22 protein-coding genes are annotated in these 24,335 nt (G+C 72.6%); 9 read left to right on the top strand and 13 right to left on the bottom strand.

The genetic code is table 11. From position 1 onward, the window contains the following. Nucleotides 1-22: 22 nt before the first annotated feature. The 5 genes from ACH4FX_RS15025 to ACH4FX_RS15045 all read right to left on the bottom strand — a co-directional run bounded on the left by ACH4FX_RS15025 (nucleotide 23) and on the right by ACH4FX_RS15045 (nucleotide 5,925). Nucleotides 23-721 carry a hypothetical protein gene (locus ACH4FX_RS15025; protein ID WP_398478854.1) on the bottom strand — a complete coding sequence of 233 codons (699 nt, stop codon included), beginning with the start codon at nucleotides 719-721 and terminating at the stop codon, nucleotides 23-25. Then, on the bottom strand, nucleotides 718-2,487 hold the full coding sequence (locus tag ACH4FX_RS15030) for a phosphatidylglycerol lysyltransferase domain-containing protein (RefSeq protein WP_398478856.1): 1,770 nt from the start codon (nucleotides 2,485-2,487) through the stop codon (nucleotides 718-720). The genes ACH4FX_RS15025 and ACH4FX_RS15030 overlap by 4 nt, the downstream gene beginning before the upstream one ends. 90 nt (nucleotides 2,488-2,577) lie before the next feature. After that, nucleotides 2,578-3,624 (bottom strand): nicotinate-nucleotide--dimethylbenzimidazole phosphoribosyltransferase, encoded by a 1,047-nt coding sequence (cobT, locus tag ACH4FX_RS15035; protein ID WP_398478858.1) that lies wholly within the window; start codon nucleotides 3,622-3,624, stop codon nucleotides 2,578-2,580. Between the two features lie 10 nt (nucleotides 3,625-3,634). Further along, nucleotides 3,635-4,576, bottom strand: coding sequence for a class I SAM-dependent methyltransferase (locus tag ACH4FX_RS15040; RefSeq protein WP_398478860.1), 942 nt, complete (start codon nucleotides 4,574-4,576; stop codon nucleotides 3,635-3,637). An 89-nt stretch (nucleotides 4,577-4,665) separates the two neighbouring features. After that, nucleotides 4,666-5,925 (bottom strand): bifunctional adenosylcobinamide kinase/adenosylcobinamide-phosphate guanylyltransferase, encoded by a 1,260-nt coding sequence (locus ACH4FX_RS15045; protein WP_398478862.1) that lies wholly within the window; start codon nucleotides 5,923-5,925, stop codon nucleotides 4,666-4,668. Between the two features lie 234 nt (nucleotides 5,926-6,159). Between ACH4FX_RS15045 and ACH4FX_RS15050 the strand changes: the two genes are divergently transcribed. After that, on the top strand, nucleotides 6,160-6,366 hold the full coding sequence (locus tag ACH4FX_RS15050; protein WP_398478863.1) for a hypothetical protein: 207 nt from the start codon (nucleotides 6,160-6,162) through the stop codon (nucleotides 6,364-6,366). 325 nt (nucleotides 6,367-6,691) lie between these two features. Here the strand turns inward: ACH4FX_RS15050 and ACH4FX_RS15055 are convergent, their stop codons facing one another. The 4 genes from ACH4FX_RS15055 to ACH4FX_RS15070 all read right to left on the bottom strand — a co-directional run bounded on the left by ACH4FX_RS15055 (nucleotide 6,692) and on the right by ACH4FX_RS15070 (nucleotide 11,323). After that, nucleotides 6,692-7,792 carry a S1C family serine protease gene (locus tag ACH4FX_RS15055; RefSeq protein WP_398478865.1) on the bottom strand — a complete coding sequence of 367 codons (1,101 nt, stop codon included), beginning with the start codon at nucleotides 7,790-7,792 and terminating at the stop codon, nucleotides 6,692-6,694. A 15-nt stretch (nucleotides 7,793-7,807) separates the two neighbouring features. Beyond that, nucleotides 7,808-9,658, bottom strand: a complete 1,851-nt coding sequence (locus tag ACH4FX_RS15060) for an ABC transporter ATP-binding protein (RefSeq protein ID WP_398478867.1) — start codon at nucleotides 9,656-9,658, stop codon at nucleotides 7,808-7,810. Between the two features lie 253 nt (nucleotides 9,659-9,911). Continuing rightward, on the bottom strand, nucleotides 9,912-10,640 hold the full coding sequence (locus ACH4FX_RS15065) for a class I SAM-dependent methyltransferase (RefSeq protein WP_398478869.1): 729 nt from the start codon (nucleotides 10,638-10,640) through the stop codon (nucleotides 9,912-9,914). Nucleotides 10,641-10,726: 86 nt separating this feature from the next. Next, nucleotides 10,727-11,323 carry a DUF3043 domain-containing protein gene (locus ACH4FX_RS15070; RefSeq protein ID WP_398478871.1) on the bottom strand — a complete coding sequence of 199 codons (597 nt, stop codon included), beginning with the start codon at nucleotides 11,321-11,323 and terminating at the stop codon, nucleotides 10,727-10,729. Between the two features lie 305 nt (nucleotides 11,324-11,628). Here ACH4FX_RS15070 and ACH4FX_RS15075 point away from each other — a divergent pair, with 305 nt between their 5' ends. The 5 genes from ACH4FX_RS15075 to ACH4FX_RS15095 all read left to right on the top strand — a co-directional run bounded on the left by ACH4FX_RS15075 (nucleotide 11,629) and on the right by ACH4FX_RS15095 (nucleotide 18,332). Further along, nucleotides 11,629-12,429 carry a PspA/IM30 family protein gene (locus ACH4FX_RS15075; protein ID WP_073761907.1) on the top strand — a complete coding sequence of 267 codons (801 nt, stop codon included), beginning with the start codon at nucleotides 11,629-11,631 and terminating at the stop codon, nucleotides 12,427-12,429. Nucleotides 12,430-12,504: 75 nt separating this feature from the next. Continuing rightward, entirely contained in the window at nucleotides 12,505-12,783 is a 279-nt protein-coding gene (locus tag ACH4FX_RS15080) for a hypothetical protein (RefSeq protein WP_398478873.1), read from the top strand. A 159-nt stretch (nucleotides 12,784-12,942) separates the two neighbouring features. Then, nucleotides 12,943-14,253 carry a sensor histidine kinase gene (locus tag ACH4FX_RS15085; RefSeq protein WP_398478875.1) on the top strand — a complete coding sequence of 437 codons (1,311 nt, stop codon included), beginning with the start codon at nucleotides 12,943-12,945 and terminating at the stop codon, nucleotides 14,251-14,253. Then, a complete protein-coding gene (locus ACH4FX_RS15090) occupies nucleotides 14,250-14,936 on the top strand; it encodes a response regulator (RefSeq protein WP_398478877.1) in 687 nt (228 codons plus the stop codon). The genes ACH4FX_RS15085 and ACH4FX_RS15090 overlap by 4 nt, the downstream gene beginning before the upstream one ends. A 240-nt stretch (nucleotides 14,937-15,176) precedes the next feature. Further along, a complete protein-coding gene (locus ACH4FX_RS15095) occupies nucleotides 15,177-18,332 on the top strand; it encodes an efflux RND transporter permease subunit (RefSeq protein WP_398478879.1) in 3,156 nt (1,051 codons plus the stop codon). 60 nt (nucleotides 18,333-18,392) lie between these two features. Here the strand turns inward: ACH4FX_RS15095 and ACH4FX_RS15100 are convergent, their stop codons facing one another. Together ACH4FX_RS15100 and ACH4FX_RS15105 are read right to left on the bottom strand one after the other, a co-directional pair. Continuing rightward, entirely contained in the window at nucleotides 18,393-18,602 is a 210-nt protein-coding gene (locus ACH4FX_RS15100) for a DUF397 domain-containing protein (protein WP_398478880.1), read from the bottom strand. Beyond that, nucleotides 18,572-19,417: a Scr1 family TA system antitoxin-like transcriptional regulator gene (locus tag ACH4FX_RS15105; RefSeq protein WP_398478881.1), complete on the bottom strand. Its 846-nt coding sequence runs from the start codon at nucleotides 19,415-19,417 to the stop codon at nucleotides 18,572-18,574. Before ACH4FX_RS15105 ends, ACH4FX_RS15100 begins: the two co-directional genes overlap by 31 nt. Nucleotides 19,418-19,553: 136 nt before the next feature. Here ACH4FX_RS15105 and ACH4FX_RS15110 point away from each other — a divergent pair, with 136 nt between their 5' ends. Continuing rightward, nucleotides 19,554-19,943 carry a hypothetical protein gene (locus ACH4FX_RS15110; protein ID WP_398478883.1) on the top strand — a complete coding sequence of 130 codons (390 nt, stop codon included), beginning with the start codon at nucleotides 19,554-19,556 and terminating at the stop codon, nucleotides 19,941-19,943. A gap of 144 nt (nucleotides 19,944-20,087) precedes the next feature. Next, complete coding sequence (locus ACH4FX_RS15115) at nucleotides 20,088-20,636, top strand: Uma2 family endonuclease (protein ID WP_398345717.1); 549 nt, start codon at nucleotides 20,088-20,090, stop codon at nucleotides 20,634-20,636. A gap of 107 nt (nucleotides 20,637-20,743) precedes the next feature. Here ACH4FX_RS15115 and nadA read toward each other — a convergent pair whose 3' ends face one another. Further along, the gene (nadA, locus tag ACH4FX_RS15120) at nucleotides 20,744-21,931 is read right to left on the bottom strand and encodes a quinolinate synthase NadA (RefSeq protein ID WP_398478885.1); all 1,188 of its coding nucleotides are present in this window, start codon (nucleotides 21,929-21,931) and stop codon (nucleotides 20,744-20,746) included. A 362-nt stretch (nucleotides 21,932-22,293) separates the two neighbouring features. Between nadA and erpA the strand changes: the two genes are divergently transcribed. Beyond that, nucleotides 22,294-22,647: an iron-sulfur cluster insertion protein ErpA gene (gene erpA / locus ACH4FX_RS15125; protein WP_398478887.1), complete on the top strand. Its 354-nt coding sequence runs from the start codon at nucleotides 22,294-22,296 to the stop codon at nucleotides 22,645-22,647. A 127-nt stretch (nucleotides 22,648-22,774) separates the two neighbouring features. On the opposite strand, the gene ACH4FX_RS15130 is transcribed toward erpA, so the two are convergent. Further along, on the bottom strand, nucleotides 22,775-24,292 hold the full coding sequence (locus ACH4FX_RS15130) for a hypothetical protein (protein ID WP_398478889.1): 1,518 nt from the start codon (nucleotides 24,290-24,292) through the stop codon (nucleotides 22,775-22,777). Nucleotides 24,293-24,335: the final 43 nt, after the last annotated feature.

Genomic DNA, 24,335 nt, shown 5'->3' on the forward strand with positions numbered 1-24,335 from the left:
CGGCGTCCCCGCCCGGCCGGATTCAGGCGCCGGCTCGGACCCGCTGCTCGCCCCGCGGCTTGCGGCGCTGGTGGCAGACCTCCCACACCCCGCACAGCACCAGCAGGACCACCACGGCCGCGATGTGCTCCCGGCCCGCGAGGTTGTTCTTGATGAACACCACCTCGTAGACCATCGACAGCACCACCAGCGCGCAGGTGAACCACGCCCGGTAGACCCAGCACACGAAGATCCCGAGGCCGACCACGGCTGCCGAGGGGCCGGTGTCGTGCACGAACGCGTCGGTCGGCGGCAGGCCGAGGGGGTGGTCCGGGCCGAGCCAGATGCCGATCCGCGCGTACATCGTCCCGGCCAGCGTGGCCGCGTACGCGATCAGCAGCGTCCGGGCCCGGCCCAGGCAGATCTCGCCGATGCCGAAGACGAGCAGGATCTGCGCCAGCGCGCCCCACACCGGCAGGTCCAGGGCGGGCACGAACAGCGACAGCGGCGTGCGCAGCAGCGCCAGCCACAGGTGCTCGTCGGCCTGCACGGAGCCGATGTTCTGGACGAACTGATAGCCCCAGGACTGGTTCTGGACGATCTGGAAGACGGAGGTGAGCAGGACCGCGGCGATGGTCATCGGGATCGCCCGCAGCTTCTTCGTGCGCAGCCCCGACCACACGGTCCGGAACAGCAGGCCCCACTCGGCACGCACGGCGCGGCGCAGGACCGGCTCGCTCATCTCTTGGTCTCCAGGTGTGTGCGGTTGAGCCACTTCGGCAGGCCGGGGGCTTCCAGGAAGCCTTCGGCACGGGCGCTGGCGAGGCCGATGCGCAGCAGGTCGGTGCTCTTTTCGAAGAGCATGTACCGGGGCTCCCAGATGGGCCGGTATTTCGCGTTGGCGCGATAGAGCGATTCGATCTGCCACCACCGGGAGAAGAAGCTGAGCAGCGAGCGCCACAGGCGCAGCACCGGGCCCGCGCCGAGCCGCGCACCGCGTTCGAAGACGGAGCGGAACATCGCGAAGTTCAGCGAGACCTGAGTGATCTCCACCTCTTTCGCGCGCTGGATCAGCTCCAGGACCATGAACTCCATCAGCCCGTTGTCGGAGTCCCGGTCGCGGCGCATCAGGTCCAGCGACAGGCCGTTGCGGCCCCACGGCACGAAGCTGAGCAGCGCGCGCAGCTCCCCGTCCGCGTCGGTGCATTCGAGCATCACGCAGCGCCCGTCGGCCGGGTCGCCCAGCCGGCCCAGCGCCATCGAGAAGCCGCGCTCGGTCTCCCCGTCGCGCCAGTCGTCGGCCAGCTTCAGCAGCCGGTCCATCTCCGGCTCGGGAATGTCCTCGTGGCGGCGGATGCGGACGGTGTAGCCGGCCCGCTTGACGCGGTTGTACGCCTGCCGGACGGTCCGCATCGCGCGCCCTTCCAGCGTGAACTCCTCCGTGTCCACGATCGCCTCGTCGCCCAGCTCCAGCGCGTCCAGACCGTGCCGGGCGTAGATCGTGCCGCCCTCCTCGCTCGCGCCCATCACGGCGGGCGTCCAGCCGTGCCCGCGGGCCTCGGCGAGCCACAGGTCGATGGCGCCGGGCCACGCCTCCGGGTCGCCGATCGGGTCGGCGGAGGCGAGCGAGACCCCGCCGACGACGCGGTAGGTGACGGCGGCCTTGCCGGTGGGGGACCAGATGACGCTCTTGTCGCGGCGCAGCGCGAAGTAGCCCAGCGAGTCCCGGTCGCCCTGGCGGCCCAGCAGGTCGCGCAGCCGCTCCTCGTCCTCGGCGGTGATCGGGTCGGTGCTCCGTACGGAACGGAAGGCGGCCCACAGCACGAGCAGCAGCAGGACCGTGCTCATGACGTTGATGACGACGTTGACCCAGTTCGGCGTGGCGATGCCGGGGAAGCGGGACTCGTCGGCGGCGATGGAGACCAGCCGCATGGCGCCGTACCGCCAGCGGTCCGCGAACGTGGAGTGGTGGCCGTCCCCGGCGGTGTTGGCGACGGTGACCAGGAGCGCCGCGAGCAGCGAGGTGACCAGCAGGCCGCCGAGCGCCACGGCCGCCGCCAGCCTGGGGTTGGAGCGGTCGCCCCTGGCGTAGAACTCGCGGCGGCCCACCAGCAGCGAGACGACGAACAGCAGCGTCACCACGAAGGAGAACCAGTTCTGCCCGTGCCGGCGGAACTCCGGCGCCGCCACCATGGCGAAGGCGAACAGCAGCAGGAACAGCCCGGAGAGGACCAGGTTCAGTATCCACGCGGCGCGTTTGCGGCGCCGCATGGTGACCGCGAAGAACAGCGAGAAGACGCCCGACGCGAAGCCCGCGGTCAGCAGATAGGGAGTGAAGAACTCATCGACGTTGTGCCGGCGGATGTCGTTGCCGAACGACACCCACACGGCACTGAGGAAATTGACGAAGGTGACGGCACGCAGGTACCAGACGGCGCATGCGGCACCGCGCTGTGACCACCGACCGCGGGTGCGGTCCTCATCCGGGCTCAAACGGACTTCTCCCATGAAGCTTGATCATATGGGGGCGCCGTCGACGCCCGGATCCCTTGGAATCCGGCCGCTTCGCGGGCGCGCGGGCCGTTGCCGGCCGGCGCCTCAGTCGCGTACGGGCAGGTCTGCCGCCAGGGCCGCGGCCGCCTGCACCAGTGGCAGGGCGAGCAGCGCCCCTGTCCCCTCACCAGCAGTGACGCCGTGATCGAGCAAAGGGTTGAGTGCGATCCGGTCGAGCGCCTTCGCCTGCGCCGGCTCGCCGCTGACCTGCCCGGCCAGCCACCAGTCCGGCGACCGGAACGCCACCCGCTGCGCCACCAGCGCGCAGGCCGCCGAGACCACCCCGTCCAGGATCACCGGGGTGCGCCGGACCGCGCTCTGCAGCAGGAAGCCGGTGATCGCGGCCAGGTCGGCGCCGCCGGTGGCGGCCAGCAGCTCCAGCTGGTCGCCGAGGACCGGCCGGGCCCGGCGCAGCGCGTCGCGGATCGCCGCGCACTTGCGCATCCAGGCCAGGTCGTCGATGCCCGCGCCGCCGCGCCCGGTGACCACCGACGCGTCGGTGCCGCACAGCGCGGCGATCAGCGTGCTCGCCGCGGTGGTGCCGCCCACGCTGAGGTCGCCGAGCGCCACCAGGTCGGTACCGGCGTCCGCCTCCTCGTCGGCCACCGCCATGCCCGCCCGGAACGCGCGCTCCGCCTCCTCGGCCGTCAGCGCGTCCTCGACGTCGATCCGGCCCGAACCGCGCCGTACCCGGTGCCGGGTGACGTCCTCCGGCAGCTCCGCCGGGTCGCAGTCCACCGCCACGTCCACCACCCGCACCGGCACCCCGGCCCGGCGCGCCAGGACCGCCGCCGGACTGGCCCCGTCCAGCACGGCCCGGACGAGGTCCCTGGTGCTCCCGGCCGGGCGGCCCGACACGTCCAGCGACGCCACCCCGTGGTCGCCCGCGAACAGCACCGCCCGCGGCCGTTCGACGGGCCGCACCGGCACCTGCTGCTGCGCGGCGGCCAGCCACTCGCCGATCTCGTCCAGCCGGCCCAGGGCTCCCGGCCGTACCGCCAGCCGGGCCCGGCGCTCCTCGGCATCGCGGCGCGCACCGCCGTCGGGGCGCTCGATCAGGTGGGCGAAGTCATCGAGGTTCAGGGCGCTCATTCGGCGCAGATTACCGGGAACGGCGCCCGGCGGGCCGCTCCGGGTCGCCCGGTGTGCTCCCCGGGCGGACACCCGCGGAGGTCCGGCGGGTGCCGAAGCGGATCTCGGTGACCGTACGGGCGGGCGTGTGCAGCAGCGGTACGTGCTGCCGCCATCGCGCCAGGCGCCCGGCGAGGGGTCCGCGACCGGGCGGCGGCACCTCGCGGACGGCGACGATGCCCGGGTGCGCGCCCGCCACCCGCGGCCGGTCGGCGGCGTCCAGGCCCCAGCGCAGCGGCGGCTGGTCCGGGTTCGTACGGGCGCCCGTCCGCGGCCGGTCCCGGCCCACGCACCAGCGCGGCACCGAGTCGAAGACGAGCGCGCCGCCGGGGAGGCGTTCCGCGCACGCCGCGAACAGGGCGCGGACCTCGGGCGGCCGGAGGAACATCAGCAGCCCCCGTACGGTCACCACCACCCCGCGCTCCGGCGCGCGGACGGCGTCCAGCCAGCGGAGGTCGGTCGCCGCGCAGGCGATGACGCGGCGCCGGGGCCCGTCCGGCAGCAGCATCCGGCGTACGGCGGCGGTCTCCGGGGGCTCCACGGTCAGCCAGCTCAGCCACCCGTTGTCCAGCCGCCAGAAGGCGGCCCCCAGTCCCTCGCCGAGCGCGACGACCGTGGCACGGGGGTGCCGTTGTACGTAGGCGCGTACGGCGGCGTCGAAGCGGCGGGAGAGGGGGGATTCGGGGGCGGTCGGATCGGGGAGTGGGGCGTTCGGGCCGGCCGGTGGGGCTTCCGGGCTGGTCCAGGGGCTGTCTCTGTCGGATGCCGGCCCGTCCCCGTCGGACGCTGATCCGTTCCCGCCGGTCGTGAAGCCGTCCGTACCGGTCACTGGGACGTCCGTACCGGTCACCGGCCTGTCCGTACCGGTCACCCCGCCGCCCGCGCCGGTCACCGTGCCATCCGTATCGGTCACAGGGCCAAGACCACCCGCCGCCGCGGGCGCGGGCAAGCGGACACGGGCGCGGCGCGGGCCGTGTCATCCGCGCAGCGCAAACGCCCGCGTCAGCCGCGCAGCGCGAGCGCCTGCCCGGCGACGACCAGCAGGACGTGTTCGCACTCGGCGCCGAACATCGCGTTCAGCCGCCCCAGTTCGTCGCGGAAGCGGCGGCCGGACGCGGTGGCCGGGACCACCCCCGAGCCGACCTCGTTGCTCACCGCGACCACCGGACGGCGGGTCTCGCGCACCGCCGCGACCAGCTCGTCCACCCGCGCGCGCAGCTCGCGTTCACCGCCCGCGGCCCACTTCCCGTCGTCCCAGGCGTCCACCTCGTCCATGGCGTGCGTCAGCCACAGCGCGAGGCAGTCGATGAGCAGCGGCGAGTCGTCCGGCGCGGGCGGGCCGTCCGGCCGGTCCTCGTGCCGGGTGCCGCCCTCCAGGAGCGGCAGCAGGTCGCAGGTCTCCGTCGTGCGCCAGGAGGCCGGGCGCCGCTCGCGGTGGGCCGAGACCCGTGCGGCCCACTCGGTGTCCCCGTCCCGGGTGCCGCCGGTGGCGACGTACAGGACGTCCGGGAAGGCGGCCAGCCGCCGCTCGGCCTCCGCCGACTTCCCGCTGCGCGCGCCGCCCAGCACCAGCGTGCGGCGCGGCAGGTCGGGCACCGCGTGGTACTCGCCGACCAGCAGCGACGTGCCGTCCGGCACGGTCCGCGCGCCCGCGGAGGCCAGCCGCCGGTGCAGTTCGGGACCGGGCGGCACGTCGTGGTCCAGGTGGATGCCCAGTACGTCGGTCGCCGCGTCCACGGCCCCGCTCGCCCGCAGCCGCGCCAGCGCGTCCGGCCGCCCCAGCACGTCCAGCAGGACCATGTCGTACGGGCCGGTGCCCCGCCCGTGACCCTCGTCCTCGCCCAGCCCGGCCGGCGCGGCGCCGGGCGGCAGGTACAGCAGCCGCTCGCCCTCGGGGCCGCCGACCTCGTAGCCGGTGCCCGGCACGTCCACCGCGACGGCCCGCACCCGGTGCCCGTCCAGCAGCGCCAGCTCCCGGCCGTCCGCGACCCGCCCCGGCTGCGGCAGCCCGGCGGGCACCTCCATCGCCGGCCCGTCGTGCGGGTGCGAGAGCAGCACCTGCCGTACGGCGGTGAGCGAGTGCCCGGCGCGGGCGGCGGCGAACGCCGGGCCCGGGGTCAGGTCCAGGAGCAGCGCCCCGTCGATGAGCAGCGCGGTGGCCGCCCGCGCCTCGTCGCCGACGGCGGTGGCGCAGGCGGCACAGGGGCAGCCGGGGCGCGGCAGCCCGCGGGGGGCTCCGGTGCCGAGGAGAGTCAGTTCCACGCGCCGATTTTCTCCCGTCCGTGCCGACCGGGCGCGCGGGGGCCGGTCTCGACACGGCCGTTAGGCTGCGGAACAGCACGTACGCGGGACGTACACCGCGCGTTGGCGGGGCATACGCCGCACGTACGGCGCTCGCACGGAGCACCGGCGCGGACGGGGGCGGCACGGCTCCGTGGCGCGCCGGTGCGGCAGCGGTACGCGACGAGCAGGCACTCGGTGGACCAGGAGGCGGACATGGCGTGGACGTGGCGGTTCGAGAAGGCCGACGGTACGGAGGTGGAGCCCGCGGTGCAGCCGGAGGACTTCACGACCCAGGGGGACGCGGAGTCCTGGATCGGCGAGGTGTGGAAGGACCTCGTCGACGGGGGCGCCGACAGGGTGACGCTCTTCGAGGACGGCACCGAGATCTACGGGATGAGCCTGCACGCGGACGTGGGGTGACCGGGCGGCCGGGGCCGGGCGACCGGGGGATGGTGACCCGGTGATCGGCAGGGGGTGACCGGCGGGGCGGCCCGTCGGCCCACGGCGGGTCGGTGGGCCGACGGGGCGTGCCGGGCCGGTGGGTGACGGGCCCGCGGCGGGCCGGTGGGTGACGGGCCCGCGGCGGGCCGGTGGGCCGACGGGCCGTGGGTGGCCGTGCCGTGCCGGACACCGTCCGCCGCGGCACGGCACCGGCCCGTCCCGGCACCGGCCCGTCCCCGTCCCAGGCACCCGCACCGGCACCCGCCCGGCGGGTGCCCCCGCCGGCCCGGCCCCGCCGGACCGTCTAGATCGTCCCGAGCGTCACCCGCACCGTCTTCCGGTCGCCGTCCCGGTCGACCGTCACCTCCACCTTGTCACCGGGTTTGTGGCCCGCCAGCGCCTCCGACAGGTTCTGCATCGTGCGGACGGCCGTCCCGTCGAACTTCACGATGACGTCCCCGGCCTCGATGCCCGCCTTGTCCGCCGGGCCGCCCTCCTTGACGCTCGCGACGCTCACGCCGGCGCCCTCGAAGTCCGGGCCGACGATGGTGCGTGCCGTGATGCCGAGCGCCGCCCGGCCGGAGTTGGTGACCTTGCCGTTCTTGATGATCTGGTCGGCGATGTTGCGGACGGTGGACGCCGGGATGGCGAAGCCGATGCCCGGGGCCGCGCCCTCGCCCATCTGCGGATCGCTGGCGGCCAGCGTCGGGATGCCGATGACCTGGTCGGAGAGGTTGACCAGGGCGCCGCCGCTGTTGCCGGGGTTGATGGCGGCGGAGGTCTGCACCATGTTCGCGAGGGTCGCGCCCGTACCACCGCCGCTGCTCGGTTCGCTGACGGTGCGTCCGGTCGCCGAGACGATGCCCTGGGTGACGCTGCCGGACAGCCCCAGCGGGCTGCCCATGGCGAGCACGATCTGCCCGATCTCCACCTTGGCGGAGTCGCCGAAGGTGGCCGGCTTCAGGTCGTCCGGCGCCTTTTCGATCTTGATGACGGCGAGGTCCTGCTCCGGGTACGAGGCGACCAGCGAGGCGTTCAGCGAACGGCTGCCACGGGCCGTGGTGACCTTGAACCGCTTCTCGTCGCCCACGACGTGGGCGTTGGTCACGACGTGCCCGCGCGCGTCGTAGACCACCCCGGAGCCGAGCCCCTCCCCGGTGGTGATCTGGACGACCGACGGCAGGACGTCCTTGACCACCTTCTGGTAGGCGTTCTGGAGGTCGTTGCTGACGCTGGGGGCCGCCGCCTTCGCGGGGGAGGTGGCGGGGGCCGACGAGGGGGCTTCCGCCGTGGCTTCGGCGGAATCGGAGCCGGAGCCGGAGCAGCCGGCCAGCAGTGCGCTCGCGCACAGGGCGGCCGCCGCGGCGACCGCCGCCCCGCGCAGGGAGGTCGGTGAAGGCGTCATGTCTGAAGTGTCCCGTCAGGACGCGTGATGCGCCCGGTCATCCGGCGCTGTGGCGAGAAACTGCGTCGCCGCCAGTTCCCCGTACAGCGGATCGGCCGCCACCAGCTCCGCATGCGTACCGACCGCGCGCACCCGCCCCGCCTCCATCACCACGATCCGGTCCGCGAGGGTGACCGTGGACAGCCGGTGCGCCACCACGAGCACCGTCGTCGTACGGGCGGCCTCCGCGACCGTGTCCCGCAGCGCCAGCTCGTTGACCGCGTCCAGCTGCGAGGTCGCCTCGTCCAGGAGCAGCAGCCGCGGTTCGCGCAGCAGCGCCCGCGCGATGGCCACCCGCTGCCGCTCGCCGCCCGACAGCTTGCTGCCGCGGTGGCCCACCGGAGTGTCCAGGCCCTCCGGCAGCCGCGCGACCAGGCCGTCCAGCCGGGTCCGCTCAAGAACGCGGGTCAGCTGGTCGTCGGTGGCGCCGGGCGCCGCGAACAGCAGGTTCTCGCGCAGCGAGCCGGCCAGGACGGGCGCGTCCTGTTCGACGTAGCCGATCTGGGAGCGCAGCCGGTCCAGCGGCCAGTCCCGTACGTCCGTGCCGTCCACCAGGACCCGCCCGCCGTCCGCCTCGTAGAACCGCTCCAGCAGCCCGAAGACGGTGGACTTGCCGGCGCCGGACGGGCCGACGAACGCCGTCATGCCGCCGCCGGGCACCGTGAAGTCCACGCCGTGGTGGACCGGCGGCAGGTCCGGGCGGTAGCGGAAGGTCACCTGCTCGAAGGCGACGCTCGCGGGCTTCGCGGATCGCGCGGGCGCCGCCGACGGCGCCTCCAAGGGCTCCGTCTTCAGCGGCTCCGTCTCCAGCGGTTCGGTCTCCAGGGACTCCGTCTCCGCCATCCGGGCGATCGCGGCCGACCCCACCTGATAGGCGGACGCCGCCTCCACCAGCCGGGATATCGGGTCGATCAGGTAGAAGAGGTAGAGCAGGAACGCGACCAGGGTGGCGATGCCGGTGGCCCCCGAGGCCACCCGCGCGCCGCCCACGCCCAGCACGGCGAGGAAGGAGACCTGGACCGCCAGCCCCACCGAGGACAGCGCGAGGGACTGCCACTTCGCGGCCCGGACGCCGCCGCGCCACGCCTCGCGCGCCGCCGCCTCGATGGCCGCCTCCTCCCGCCGCTCCGCGCCGGACGCCTTGACCGTACGGAACGCGCCGAACGTGCGCTCCAGCGCGGTGGCGATCGCCCCCACGGCTTCCTGAGCCCGCTTGGTCGCCTTCGAGATCCGGGGCAGCACCAGCCCCATGGAGCTGCCGATCAGCACGATCACGGCGACCGTCACACCGAGCAGCACCGGCTCCAGCAGGGCCATCAGCACGATGGTGCCGACCAGGGTGACGGCGCCGGTCCCGGCGGAGACCAGCGACTGGGTGGTGATCGCGCGCAGCAGGGTGGTGTCCGAGGTGACCCGCGACATCAGGTCGCCGGGCCGGCTGCGGTCCACCGCGGGCATCCGCAGCCGCAGCAGCCGGGCGATGAGCTGCCGCCGCGCGGCGAGCACCACGGACTCGGCGGTGCGCTCCAGTACGTAGGCGCCGGTCGCGTCCAGGGCGGTGCCCGCCACCACCAGGACGGTCAGCAGGACGAGCAGCGTGCCGATCGACTCACCCGAACCCAGGTGCTCCACGAGCGTCTTGGCGGCCAGCGGCTGGATCAGGCCGGTGGCCGAGCCGATCAGGGTCAGCAGCCCGCCCAGCGCGATGGCGGCGCGGTGCGGCCGGATGTGGCCGTACAGCACCCGCCACGTCCTGCGGGCGGAGAGGGACGGCTGCGGTGCTTGCGCGTCGGTGGTCCCGGTGGTCCCGGCGGTCTCGGTGCTCACGAAGAACAGGACGCAGGAGAAGGGTGTTTACCTGTCTTCTGCCCGGCGGAATCCGGTGCGCTGCGGGCTCGGGGAGGGGAGCCGGAGCGTGCGCACGGGTCCGTACGCCCGCTGTGCACACCACCATCCGGCGCGCACCCCGGCGCATCCGCAAGCCCGGCACGCACCCGTGAGCCCGGCACGCCCCCGTGAGTCTGCCGCCCCCGTTAGCCGGCCGTGCCGGTAGGCCGGGAGTGCCCGCGAGCCCCGCGCCTCAGCGCCCGTCGCCGCCCGGTCCGCCCCGTACGCCGCACAGGTGCAGCAGCGCCGCCACCGCGCGGTACGGGTCCGTGCGTCCGGCCCGGTCCTCGGCGGTCAGCAGGTGTTCCAGTTCGCCGTCGGCGGGCAGCGGCGCGTCGTCCGCCGCGGTGTCGGTGAAGACCCGTACGCCGTACCAGGTCTCCAGCGGCGCGCCGATGCCGTCGAGCGTGACGGTCAGCGCCGCCAGGCGGTCGGCCCGCACCTTCAGGCCCAGGCGGTTGACGTACTCGGGGGAGTCGAAGGCCCCCAGCGCGGTGTTCCAGTCGCCGGACAGGCCGGGGCGCATGGCGAGCGCGTCGGCGTTGCGCACCAGCAGGGACAGCAGTCCGCCGGGTGCCAGGACGCGCGCCAGCCCGGCCAGCATCGGGTCCGGCTCCGCCACGTACATCAGCACGCCGTGGCACAGCACCACGTCGAAGGCGCCGGGGAGGAAGAGCACGCCGGTGTCCCGGCCGTCCCCCTCGATCAGCTCCATCCGCTCCTGGATGCCGGCCGGTTCCTCCGCCAGCGCGGCGCGGGCCGCCGCCAGCATCGCCGGGTCCGCCTCCAGGCCGGTGACCTTGTGACCGGCACGGGCCAGCCGCAGCGCCTGGGTGCCCTGGCCGGTGCCGACGTCCAGCACCCGCAGCCGCTGCCCCACCGGGAAGCGTGCGGAGATCTGCTCCTCCAGCTGGCGGGCCACCAGCTCCTGGCGGACGGTGTTGCGCAGCCCGCCGAGCCCGCCCAGCCATCGCCCGGCGCCGGGCGAGAAGCCCGAAGGGGTCGCGTTCAGGGCCGCTCTCCGCGCTTGACCTGCGGCTTCGGCAGACGCAGCCGGCGCATCTGGAGCGTGCGCATCAGCGCGTAGGGCTTGACGCCCTTGTGACTCTCGTTCGGGAAGCGCTGCTTGAGGCGCTTGCCCAGCGAGAACCACAGCACGACCGAGTCGATCACGATCAGCACGATGATGAACAGCCACAGCAGCAGCGCGATGTTCTGGATGGCCGGCTGGCGCAGCATCGTCAGCACCAGGATGATCACGGCCATCGGGAGGAAGAACTCCGCCACGCACCAGCGCGAGTCGACGAAGTCGCGCGCGAAGCGGCGCACCGGGCCCTTGTCGCGCACCGGCAGGAACCGCTCGTCACCGTTGGCCAGCGCCTCGCGCTGCCGGGCCATGTCGGCGCGCCGCGCTTCCCGCGCCGCCTTCTGTGCCTCCTTGCGGTTGGCCGGCGTGTGCGCACGCGTGCGGCGCTGCGACTGCGCCTGGCTGCGCTTCGGCGTCGGGCGGCCCTTCGGGGCCTGCGGATCGCGGGGCTGCTTGGGCTCGGACGCGGTCACCTTGGCGGTCGCGGCCTGCTCATCCTTCGAACGGCTTCGGAACACATACGCAAGGGTACGGGTTGGCGGTGCATGGACCACAGCGGCATGGGGAACGATCCGGCAACGGCGCGGTTCCGTGACCGGTGCGCCGTCGGGGATGTAACGGGGCGAAAGGGGCGGATGGCGGGGCCCTCGGGCATTCCCTACTCCCTGCGCCGGATACCGGCGCCGCCCTGATCGTCCTGCAGGAGGAGCGCATCCGGGCCCGAACAGTGCGGTAATGGAACCGGGGCCCGTACTGTGGGGTCTGTAGATGTGCTGGAGCCGAAGCCCGATGTAACTCGGTCAGAAGGGGGCGCGCGAGGCCCATGAGCGGTGTCATGAAGCGGATGGGGATGATCTTCCGCGCGAAGGCCAACAAGGCCCTGGACCGGGCCGAGGATCCGCGCGAGACCCTTGATTACTCGTACCAGAAGCAGCTGGAGCTGCTCCAGAAGGTACGCCGCGGGGTCGCCGACGTGGCGACCTCCCGCAAGCGCCTGGAACTGCAGCTCAACCAGCTCCAGAACCAGTCGTCCAAGCTGGAGGACCAGGGCCGCAAGGCCCTCTCGCTCGGCCGCGAGGACCTCGCCCGCGAGGCGCTGTCCCGCCGTGCCGCGCTCCAGCAGCAGGTCACGGACCTGCAGACGCAGCACCAGACGCTCCAGGGCGAGGAGGAGAAGCTCACCCTCGCGGCCCAGCGCCTCCAGGCCAAGGTCGACGCCTTCCGTACGAAGAAGGAGACGATCAAGGCCACGTACACCGCCGCCCAGGCCCAGACCCGGATCGGCGAGGCGTTCTCCGGCATCTCCGAGGAGATGGGCGACGTCGGCATGGCCATCGAGCGCGCGGAGGACAAGACCGCGCAGATGCAGGCCCGGGCCGGCGCCATCGACGAACTGCTCGCCTCCGGCGCGCTGGACGACCCGACCGGCATGGCCAAGGACGACATCACCGCCGAGCTGGACCGGCTCTCCGGCGGTACGGACGTCGAGCTGGAGCTCCAGCGGATGAAGGCCGAGCTGGCCGGTCCGGGCGCCGACAAGCAGGCCATCGAGGGCGGCCAGGCGGGCCAGGGACAGCAGGCCCCGCAGGCGCAGCCCGGGCAGCCGCGTTTCGACAAGCAGTGACGGCCGGCGGCGGTTAGCCTCGTCAGGGCCGCCGCATCGCACGGGATCGTCGCACCGGACCAGAAGGAGACCGTCGTGATCGTACGGATCATGGGGGAGGGGCAGGTGAAGCTCGATGACTCGCACTTCATCGAGCTGAACAAGCTGGACGACGAGCTGCTCGAAGAGATGGAGAGCGGCGACGAGGCAGGCTTCCGGCGCACCCTCACCGCCCTTCTGGACGCGGTGCGCCGGCTGGGCGCCCCCCTGCCGGACGACGCCCTGGAGCCATCCGAACTGATCCTCCCCGCCGAGGACGCCACCCTCGACGAGGTCCGGGAGATGCTCAGCGACGACGGCCTGATCCCGGGCTGAGACACAGCCTGACCACGGGCTGAACCGCGGTCCGGCCGCAGGCTGCCACGGCGGCCTGATCCCGGGCCGGCGGGCCGCCCGGCCACCGGGCGCCCGTACGACCTCCAGCGCAGGCAGCGCCCCGGCCCCCACGCGGGACCGGGGCGCTACCGTTTTCCCGTGACCCCCCTCGCCCCCGGGCAGGCCGGCCCGCGTCCGGGCGCCGGCCCGCTCGCCTGGATACGCGCCCACCCCCGCGCGTGCGACAGCGCGCTCGCACTCGCCGTCTTCGTGGCGATCCTGGTCGGCGCGGTGGCCGAGCCGCACGGACCGCACGGTCCCCGCTTCGGCGAACGCGATTTGACCACCACCACGGTGGTCCTCGCCGCCGTCGCCGCGGGCGCCCTGGTGCTGCGCCGCCGCTTCCCGCGCAGCGTGCTGGCGATCACCGGCGTCTGCACCGTCCTGGAACTCCTCCTCGAAACGGAGATGCCGCGCGCCCCGGTCGCCTGCTCCGTGGTCATCGCGCTGTGCACCCTCGCCGCCCGTACGGACCGCTCCACCACCTGGCGCGTCGGCGCGCTGACCGTCGTCGTGCTCACCGCCGCCGCGATGCTCTTCGGGGCCCGCCCCTGGTACGCGCAGCAGAACCTGGGGATCTTCGCCTGGACCGGCATGGCCGCCGCGGCCGGTGACGCGGTCCGCAGCCGCCGCGCCTTCGTCGCCGCCATACGGGAACGGGCCGAGCGCGCCGAGCGCACCCGGGAGGAAGAGGCCCGGCGCCGCGTCGCCGAGGAACGCCTGCGCATCGCCCGCGAACTGCACGACGTGGTCGCCCACCACATCGCCCTGGTCAACGTGCAGGCCGGGGTCGCCTCGCACGTCATGGACAGCCGCCCCGACCAGGCCAAGCAGGCCCTGGCACACGTACGCGAGGCATCCCGCTCGGCGCTGGACGAACTGCGCGCCACCGTCGGCCTGCTGCGCCAGTCCGACGACCCGCGGGCCCCCACCGAGCCCGCCCCGGGCCTGGCCGTCCTGGACCACCTCGTCGAGGGCTTCGTCCGCGCCGGGCTGCCCGTCGACCTCGACGTCCCGCACGCGGCGGACGCCCTGCCCGCGGCCATCGACCTGACCGCGTACCGCGTCGTCCAGGAAGCCCTGACCAACGTCCACAAGCACGCGGGCCCGGGCGCCCGCGCCACGGTCCGGATCGTCCGCACCACCGACGGCCTGACGGTCACGGTCCTGGACGACGGCGCCGGTACCGGTACCGGCGCCGACCACGGGCCCGGCGAGCCGGAGACCGGCGGCGGCCACGGCCTGATCGGCATGCGCGAACGCGTCGCCGCCCTGCGCGGCACCGTCGAGACCGGCCCCCGCCCGGCCGGCGGCTTCCAGGTCCGCGTACGGTTGCCGCTCCAGCCCGCCCAAGCCACCCACCAGGCCGGTGGTTCCGGCCGCAGCTGCTGCCCGGGGGAGACCGGATGACCATCAAAGTCCTGCTCGCCGACGACCAGGCCCTGCTGCGCAGCGCCTTCCGCATCCTCGTCGACTCCGAACCGGACATGGAGGTGGTGGGGGAGGCGTCCGACGGCGCCCAGGCGTACGAGCTGACGCGGGCCACGGGGGCCGATGTCGTCCTGATGGACATCCGGATGCCGGGGACGGACGGGCTCGCCGCCACCCGCATGATCACTGCCGACCCGGACCTGACCGCCGTACGCGTGGTCATCCTGACCACCTTCGAGGTGGACGACTACGTGGTGCAGGCGCTGCGGGGCGGGGCCAGCGGATTCCTCGGGAAGGGCGCCGAGCCGGACGAGCTGCTGAGCGCCATCCGGATCGCGGCGGCCGGGGAGGCGCTGCTGTCACCGGCCGCGACGAAGGGGCTGATCGCCAAGTTCCTGGCGCAGGGGGAGGGGCCCGCCGAGGGCGGGCCCGGGCGGCCGGGAGCGGCGGAGCTGGACATGCTGACCGGGCGGGAGCGGGAGGTGCTCGTGCTGGTCGCGGGCGGGCTGTCCAACGACGAGATCGCCAAGGAGCTCGCGGTCAGCCCGCTGACGGTCAAGACGCACGTCAACCGGGCCATGGCCAAGCTGGGTGCGCGCGACCGGGCGCAGCTGGTGGTCATCGCGTACGAATCGGGGCTGGTCCGCCCGCGGGTGCGGTAGGCCCCGGGGCCGGGTGGGCCCACGGGTGCAGCAGGGGGTGGAGGCCGCCGTACTCCGAACGCTGTACGGCGGGCGGGGCGGAAACCGACCTGCGGGCGAGGGAAAGCGCGTGGGGCGTGGCGGATCGTTTATGCGGGCCAGTGCCGCCCGCCCGCCGGAACGCCGTACCGAACGCCCTGCGAGGGCGCCGTACGAACCGCCGTACCGACCGCCGTACAGAACAGAAGAGAGACCCCACCCATGTCCTGGCTGTCCCGACTCAGCCTCGTACAGCGGGGCCTGATAGCGCTGATGTCGATCGTCGCGGTCGCCTTCGGCGCCATCGCGATCCCCCAGCTCAAACAGCAGCTCCTGCCCACCATCGAACTGCCCATGGTCTCCGTGCTGGCGCCCTACCAGGGCGCCTCGCCCGACGTCGTCGAGAAGCAGGTGATCCAGCCGCTGGAGGACGGAATCCAGGCGGTCGACGGCATCAAGGGCGTCACCTCGACGGCGCGCGAGGGCTCGGCCGTCATCATGGCCCAATTCGACTACGGCAACGACTCCAAGCGGCTGGTCGCCGATGTGCAGCAGGCCGTCAACCGGGCCCGCGCCAAGCTGCCGAAGGACGTGGACCCGCAGGTCGTGGCCGGTTCGACGGACGACATCCCGGCCGTCGTGCTCGCAGTCTCCGCCACCGGCAGGGACCAGCAGGCGCTGGCCGACCAGCTCGACCGCAGCGTGGTGCCGGACCTGAAGAACATCGACGGCGTCGGCCAGGTCACCGTGGACGGCGTCCAGGACCGCATCGTCGCCGTCACCCCCGACGACGCCAAGCTGGCCCGGGCCGGGCTGACGGCCGCCGCGCTCGGCCAGGCACTGGAGGCGGGCGGCGCCTCCGTGCCCGCCGGTTCGTTCGCCGAGCGGGGGCGGAGCAACACCGTCCAGGTCGGCTCCGGCTTCACCTCCGCGCAGCAGATCCGGGACCTGACGGTCACCCCGGCGGCGGGCCCCGGCGGCTCCGGGGGCGGCGCGTCGGGCAAGCCGGTACGCGTCGGCGACGTCGCCACCGTCAAGGAGGAGGCCGCCACCCCGACGTCCATCACCCGCACCAACGGCAGGCCCAGCCTGGCCGTCATGGTGACCATGGGCCAGGACGGCAGCGCCGTGGACATCTCCGAGGCGGTCAAGGACAAGCTGCCGAAGATCCGTACGGCGCTGGGCAAGGGCGCCGAGGTCACGGTCGTCTCCGACCAGGGCCCGGCGGTCTCCAAGTCCATCGAGTCGCTGACCACCGAGGGCCTGCTCGGCCTGGTCATGGCCGTGATCGTGATCCTGGTCTTCCTGCTCAGCCTGCGCTCGACACTGGTCACCGCGGTCTCCATCCCGCTGTCCGTCGTCATCACGCTGATCGTGCTGTGGACCGGCGACCTGTCGCTGAACATGCTCACCCTCGGCGCGCTGACCATCGCCATCGGGCGGGTGGTGGACGACTCGATCGTCGTCCTGGAGAACATCAAACGGCACCTCGGCTACGGCGAGGAACGGCAGCAGGCCATCCTCACCGCCGTCCGCGAGGTGGCCGGCGCGATCACCTCCTCCACCCTGACCACGGTGGCGGTGTTCCTGCCCATCGGTGTGGTCGGCGGCATGGTCGGCGCCCTGTTCGGCTCGTTCTCGATCACCGTCACGGTGGCCCTGCTGGCCTCGCTCCTCGTCTCCCTGACCGTCGTCCCGGTCCTGTCCTACTGGTTCCTGCGCGCCCCGAAGCTCCCCGAGGGTACCGACCCCGAGGAACTGCGCCGGGCCGCCGAGGCCAAGGAGAGCGGCAGCCCGCTCCAGCGTCTGTACGTCCCCGTCCTGCGCTTCGCCACACGCCGCCGCGTCACCAGCATCGTCATCGCCGTGGTCGTGCTCCTCGGCACCTTCGGCATGGCCCCGCTCCTCAAGACCAACTTCTTCGACCAGGGCGACCAGAACACACTCGGCGTCAAGCAGGAACTGGCGCCGGGCACCAGCCTGGACGCCGCCGACGCGCAGGCCAAGAAGGTGGAGAAGGTCCTCGCCGGTCTGGACGAGGTCGCGGACTACCAGGTCACCGTCGGCTCGTCCGGTTTCATGGCGGCCTTCGGCGGCGGCAGCGGCGCCAACCAGGCGTCGTACCAGCTCAAGCTGAAGGACTCCGCGGACTCCGGGAAGGTCACCGACAAGCTCCGCGCCGAACTCGGCAAGCTGGGCAAGGGCATCGGCGAGACCACCGTCTCGTCCGGCGGCGGGTTCGGCAACCAGGACCTGAGCGTGGTGGTCAAGGCCGCCGACGCGGACGTACTGAAGAAGGCGTCCGAGCAGGTACGGTCCGCCGTCGCCGGGCTCGACCACGTCACCGACGTGCAGAGCGACCTCGCCCGGAGCGTGCCGCGGATCTCCGTGCAGGCCAACGCGAAGGCGGCGGAGGCGGGTTACAGCCAGGCCGCCCTCGGCCAGGTCGTCGCCCAGGCGGTGCGCGGCACCACCGGCGGCAAGGCCACGATCGACGGCGCCGAGCGGGACATCGTCATCAAGTCCGCCCACCCGGTCACGTCCGGGGCCGCGCTGCGCGACCTGGCCGTACCGACCCCGGCGGGCCCGGCCAGGCTCGGTGACCTGGCCACGATCCGTACGGTCGCGGGGCCGGTGCAGACCACGCGCATCGACGGTGCCCGGTCCGCCACGGTCACCGCCAAGCCGACCGGTGACAACACCGGCGCGGTGACCGCGCAGCTCCAGTCCAAGATCAAGGACCTGAAGCTGCCGCAGGGCGCCACGGCGGAGATCGGCGGGGTCTCGGCCGACCAGTCCGACGCGTTCTCCTCGCTCGGCCTGGCCATGCTGGCCGCCATCGCCATCGTCTTCATGCTGCTCGTGGCGACGTTCCGGTCCCTGATCCAGCCGCTGATCCTGCTCGTCTCGATCCCCTTCGCGGCCACCGGCGCGATCGGCCTGCTGCTGGCCACCGGCACTCCGATGGGCGTCCCGGCGATGATCGGCATGCTGATGCTGATCGGCATCGTGGTCACCAACGCGATCGTGCTGATCGATCTGATCAACCAGTACCGCGCGCAGGGTTACGGCGTCGTGGAGGCCGTCATCGAGGGCGGCCGCCACCGGCTGCGCCCGATCCTGATGACGGCCCTGGCCACGATCATGGCCCTGCTCCCGATGGCCCTGTCCGTCACCGGCGACGGCGGCTTCATCTCCCAGCCGCTGGCCGTGGTCGTCATCGGCGGCCTGATCACGTCCACGCTGCTGACGCTGCTGCTGGTCCCGACGCTGTACGCGATGATCGAACTCCGCAAGGAGCGACGCGCGGCCAAGCGGGCGGCGAAGCGGGCACAGCCCGCGGAGGAGCCCCGCACGCCGGAGCCCGCGGGCGTCTGAGGCGCTTGACGCATATGACCCGGCCCGTCTCAGAAACGTTCTGGGACGGGCCGAGTCATATCAGGCCGCCTTGAGACTGGCGATGAACGCGGTCCAGGAAGCGGTGGGGAAGGTGAGGATGGGGCCGTGGGGGGTTTTGCTGTCGCGTACGGGGACGGTGCCGGGGAAGTCCTCGGTTATCTCGATGCATTCGCCACCGTTGGTGTTGCTGTGGCTGCTCTTGCGCCAGCGGGCGGTGCTCAGGTCAGGGGTGCTTCGCGTGGCCTGCAATTCTCCATAGCCTTTCGAATCAGGTCCGCCGACGTCGACAGTGGAAGGGCGTTCGCGCGGAGTGTTTCGTACTGCCGACGTCGCTTCTTCACCATGACCGGGTCCTCGTAAAGGTGACCGGCCTCGATGCCCTCTTCGTAGGCCACTGACGAGCCGTTGGGGAGTGTCAGCAAGGTCAGTGCGCCACCCAACAGCGGGTGGAGTCCTGCACTGAAGGGCATGACCTGGACCTTACTCTCCGGAGTATCTACCTGCTTGAGCAGCGAAGCCAGTTGCTCGTACATGCACTCGCCGGTGCCCATCTGCCGACGCAGCAGACTCTCGTCGAGGATCGCCCAGCGATAGCGTGGTGCGTCCGCATGCTGCCGTTGTTGTCGGGACATTCGGGCGTTGACAAGTTCCTCCACCTGCTCCGTGCTCAGGTCTTCCTGCACGCCGAGAGCTGTGCGGGCGTATGCCTCGGTCTGCAACAGCCCCGGCAGCATCTGCGCTCCGTACTGCTCGATGACTTCTGCCTGCGCCTCAAGGTCCATGTAACGCCGGTACTGATTCGGATGCGCCTCCCGCTTCGCCAACTGGTACAGGCCGTGGAAGTGCTTGTCCGTTCCGAAGGCCGCGTCCAGCCTGGGCGGCAGGTCGGGGGGCGCCAGCAGCTCCGCCGTCTCGATCCGCGCCAGTGTGCTCTTGCTGGAGTTGACCACGGAGGCCAGCTGCACCAGCGACAGCTTCGCGGCCTCCCGGTGGCGGCGTTGCTCGGAGCCGAAGTAGTGGCGGGCGGACACGTACGGGGTCAGGGCCTGGCCGGTGAACTTCATGGGGTGCGCCTCTCTGCCGTCCCATTCTCAACAGCGGGATGTGCCGCACCTGTTGAGACTCGCGTCACACAGTGACGATGGTGGTGCACACGGTAGCCACCGTGTGCCCGAGTGTGCTGGAGAAAGCGGGATGTTCATGTGCCAACCCCTCGTGGGGCACGGTGGGCCGCTGCGCCTGCTGCCCTGGACCACGCCCACGGGTGGGGCGTGCTACCTCGACACGGACGATCCGGGGAGTCTGCTGTCGGCAGTCGCCGACGAGGCGGAAGAGGAACTGCTGCGGGCCGCGGACGAGCTGCTGGCCGAGTCGGGGCCGTCGCCGGTCCCGGACGGCGCGGACTCGCCGCGTGAACTGCGCCGCGTACTCATTCGCTACGACCGGGCGCTGCGCGACGCACTCCGTATCGCGGTCAGCCGGGGCGCCCGGCTGGCGCAGGCGCAGGCGCCGCCCTGTGAGCACGGGAAAACCGAGCGGTGCGGCGGCAAGACGTTCTGCTGCGGCTGCCGGCGGCAGATCTACCTGTGAGCCGGGCCGTGGACCGTGTCCGCCAGCCGTATCAACTACGCTGGCATCAGCCGTCCGACCGCGTCCGCGATCCGGGATCAAGGCCCCTGACCGCCGTCTTCGAGGCGCCTGGAGGAAGCCGTGACCGCCGAACTCCCCGACTGGATGATCCCGCCGAGGCCCAGTGGCTGGGAAGCCGACGACCTCGACCACCTCCCTCAGGCGCCGCGGCACACCGAACTCATCGACGGAGCCCTGATCTTCATGATGTCGCCGCAGCGGTCCTGGCACTCCCGGCTCGTGGAGAACCTGACCTTTGCCCTGCGGCAATCCGCCCCTGCCGGGTTCGAGACCGAGCGGGAAATGACCGTCCGGCTCGACAAGAAGAGCCGCCCCGAGCCGGACATCCTGGTCACCACCGCCGCGTACGATCCCGACCGGACCTGGTACGCGCCCGAAGACGTTGCCCTGGTCATCGAAGTCGTCTCGGAGGAATCAGCGGACCGTGACAGGTCCCTGAAGCCCTTCAAGTACGCACAAGCCAAGATCCCCCACTTCTGGCGCATCGAGGACGAGGCCGGCGTCCCCGCCGTCCACACCTATGAATTCGACGGCATGACCTGCGCCTATGTGGCCACCGGCATTCACCGGGACCGGCTGAGGGTTTCCGTACCGTTCCTCGTCGACATCGACCTCGACAGCCTCGTGCCCTGACCCCGGCTGCCGTGCGTCACGGCTCCATCACGTGGCCGTGGGGCCCGCACCGGCCTCCCCGGCCGGTGCGGGCCCCACGGGCCTCGGTCCTGCGTGCCCAAGGTGCCCTACGGCAGCGCCAGCATCCGCTCCAGTGCCAGCTTCGCGAAGCTCTCGGTCTCCGGGTCGACCTGGATGCGGTTGACGACCTTGCCGTCGGCCAGGGACTCCAGGGCCCAGACCAGGTGCGGGAGGTCGATGCGGTTCATGGTGGAGCAGAAGCAGACGGTCTTGTCGAGGAAGACGATCTCCTTGTCCTCCGCGGCGAAGCGGTTGGCCAGGCGGCGGACCAGGTTCAGTTCGGTGCCGATGGCCCACTTGGTGCCGGCGGGAGCGGCTTCCAGGGTCTTGATGATGTACTCCGTGGAGCCGACGTAGTCCGCCGCGGCCACGACCTCGTGCTTGCACTCGGGGTGCACCAGGACGTTCACGCCGGGTATCCGGGCCCGTACGTCCTCGACGGATTCGAGCGAGAACCGGCCGTGCACGGAGCAGTGGCCGCGCCACAGGATCATCTTCGCCGCGCGCAGCTGCCCGGCGGTGAGGCCGCCGTTCGGCTTGTGCGGGTTGTAGACGACGCAGTCCTCCAGGGACATGCCCATGTCCCGTACGGCCGTGTTGCGGCCCAGGTGCTGGTCGGGCAGGAACAGGACCTTCTCGCCCTGTTCGAAGGCCCAGTCCAGCGCGCGCTTGGCGTTGGAGGAGGTGCAGATCGTGCCGCCGTGCTTGCCGGTGAACGCCTTGATGTCGGCGGAGGAGTTCATGTACGAGACCGGTACGACCTGCTCGGCCACCCCGGCCTCGGTGAGCACGTCCCAGCACTCGGCGACCTGCTCGGCCGTGGCCATGTCGGCCATGGAGCAGCCGGCGGCCAGGTCGGGCAGGACGACCTGCTGGTCGTCGGAGGTCAGGATGTCGGCGGACTCGGCCATGAAGTGCACACCGCAGAAGACGATGTACTCGGCGTCCGGCCGCGCCGCCGCGTCGCGCGCCAGCTTGAAGGAGTCGCCGGTCACGTCCGCGAACTCGATGACCTCGTCGCGCTGGTAGTGGTGACCGAGGACGAAGACCTTGTCCCCGAGCTTCGCCTTGGCGGCGCGGGCGCGCTCGACCAGACCGGGGTCGGACGGAGCCGGCAGGTCGCCGGGGCAGTCCACGCCGCGCTCGCTCTTGGGGTCGGCCTCGCGGCCGAGGAGCAGCAGCGCGAGCGGGGTCGGCTGGACGTCCAGGGGCTGGGCGGTGGTCACGACACGCACCCTCTCTTGTCGTCGTGGCGCGGCGGTGCCGCACCCGGGGCCGGTGCTGGTGGCGCCGGGACCCTTTTCGTCGGTTTGACGTTATCTATCATAACCGCTTCACGTCAGTTTGACGATGGCCATCGCGTCGATGTGACGCATTCCCGTATCGCCCGCTGTGCCGCCCCTCGTCCCGCTCCCTCTGTGCTCTCACGGCCGCTCCCCGCCCCGTTCCCCGTACCGCTGCCGTCCGCGGCTGCCCGCCGGTGTGCGAGCATGAAAGACGAAAGGCTCCACACACGTCGCGCCCAGCCGGAATGAATCCGGGGCCCCGGCGGTTTCAGCCGAGGGCAAGCGGTCCGTACAACCCGGGAGAGATCTAGATGAGCGTTCAGGACGAGACCACCGTCAGCGACGGCATCATCCTGTCCGACGCGGCCGCGTCGAAGGTGAAGGCCCTGCTGGAGCAGGAAGGCCGCGAAGACCTCGCGCTGCGGGTGGCCGTTCAGCCCGGCGGCTGCTCCGGACTGCGCTACCAGCTCTTCTTCGACGAGCGGTCGCTGGACGGCGATGTCGTCAAGGACTTCGACGGCGTCAAGGTCGTCACCGACCGGATGAGCGCCCCGTACCTGGGCGGCGCCTCCATCGACTTCGTCGACACCATCGAGAAGCAGGGCTTCACGATCGACAACCCGAACGCCACGGGTTCGTGCGCCTGCGGCGACTCCTTCAGCTGAGCCGGCCGGTGCGGTAGCACCACCCGCGCGTACGACGGCGGCGCCCCCCTGCTGGGGAGCGCCGCCGTTGTCGTGCGTCCGCCCGGCCGCGGGGGCGGGATCAGGCCACCGCGCCGGCCCGCGGGCGCTACTTCGCCGGGACCTCCTTGCCCGTCGACGCGTCGATCACGTCCCGCCCGGCCAGCGGCTTGTCCAGCGGCACCGTCTGCGTGAACAGCTTCGCCATCTTCACGCAGATCTGGTCCGGCTTCTTCTCCTTGCCGATGACCTCGGCCTTCACGCTCTTGCCGGTCTGCTCGGCGGACGCCGAGTACGTGCTGCACACGCCGCCCCAGAAGTGCAGCTTCAGCGACTTGCCGTCCGCGCCGAGGGAGTACGACTCCAGGCTCATCGCCCCGGCTTTGCCCGACGGCTTGCCGCTGCCGGGCGGCTGCGCGGAGGTGCTGCCGCCGCCGTCCTTGACGTACTTCGGGTCCACCGCGGGGTGGGTGACCGTGCCGGCGCCCGTCTGCCGCACCTTGTACAGCCACGAGGGCACCAGCGCCTGACGGCCGCCGACGTACTGCATCGAGAGCCCGAAGACCGCGCCGGTCACATCGGCGGGCTTGCGCGCCGCGGCGTTGCCCGCGCACGGCTCGACGCCCTGGCCGTCGGCCTTCTTCTGCGGCTCGGCCGTCGCGCAGCCGCCGGTGCCGGAGTTCGCACCGCCGTGCGCGGCGTTCAGCCGCTCCAGCGTCTTCGTCGCGCTCTGCACCGGATACGTGTCGCCCTTGACCGGCTGCGCCAACTGACCGCTGCCGCCGACGACCTGGCCGTCCGAGCCGACCTGGATGTCGCTCTGCCAGCCGTACGTGGGCAGCCCTCCGATCACCGGGTTCGCGCTCACGGTCCGTACCGCGCCGGACAGCCCGCTCGCGTCCAGCTCGGCGTTCTGCTGGCCGAGCGCCGCCAGCACCGGCTGTGCGGCCTGCTCGGCCTTCTCCGGCGTGACGGCGTCCTTGCCGCCGTCACCCTGGCCGGAGGTGCCGCCGGTCGGGCAGCCGGGCCCGCTCGCCTGCGAGCCGTCGGCACCCTTGGCGGGCGCGGTCTCCGCGCAGCCGGTCCCGTCGGGCGTGCCGTACTGGGAGTACGTCCATGCGCCGGAACCGCCCTTGGCCACCTGGAGGACGGGGCTGCGCGCGTCCCGCGTCAGGCCGCCCACCTTCCAGGAGCCGCCGTCCGAACGGACCTTGCCGGGCAGGTCCAGGGCCTTCGCCAGCCGGGCCACCGCCTCCTGGTCCACCTGGCCGCGCGGCTGGTAGACGGGGGCCGAGGAGGGGCCGTCGGGCAGGGTGCCGATGGCCCGGTAGCCCGCGCCCTGCGGGTTCGGCTCGCCGGGGGCGATGCCGGTGCGCGAGCCCGTCCCCTGGGTGTGACCGTCCAGAGCCAGGGGTGGCGGCCCGCCCTCCGGCCGGGCGCCGGCGGGGGCGCTGTCGCCGCCGGAGGCGGTCGAGGCCCAGTACGCCGCGCCGCCGCCGGCCACCAGCACCGCCACGGCCACCGACGCCGCGATCAGTGTGCTGCGCCGGCGCCGTGCGGTGGTCTCCTGGGTGTCGTCGGTGGAATTCTCCCCGCCGGACGCGGGGGGAGTGTCCTCGGTGCTCACCGCATCGCTCCTTCGGCTCCGCTGAACAACTGACATGTCCCCC

Source organism: Streptomyces sp. NPDC018019 (genome assembly GCF_044327805.1).
In the GTDB taxonomy this organism is placed as follows: Bacteria; Actinomycetota; Actinomycetes; order Streptomycetales; family Streptomycetaceae; genus Streptomyces.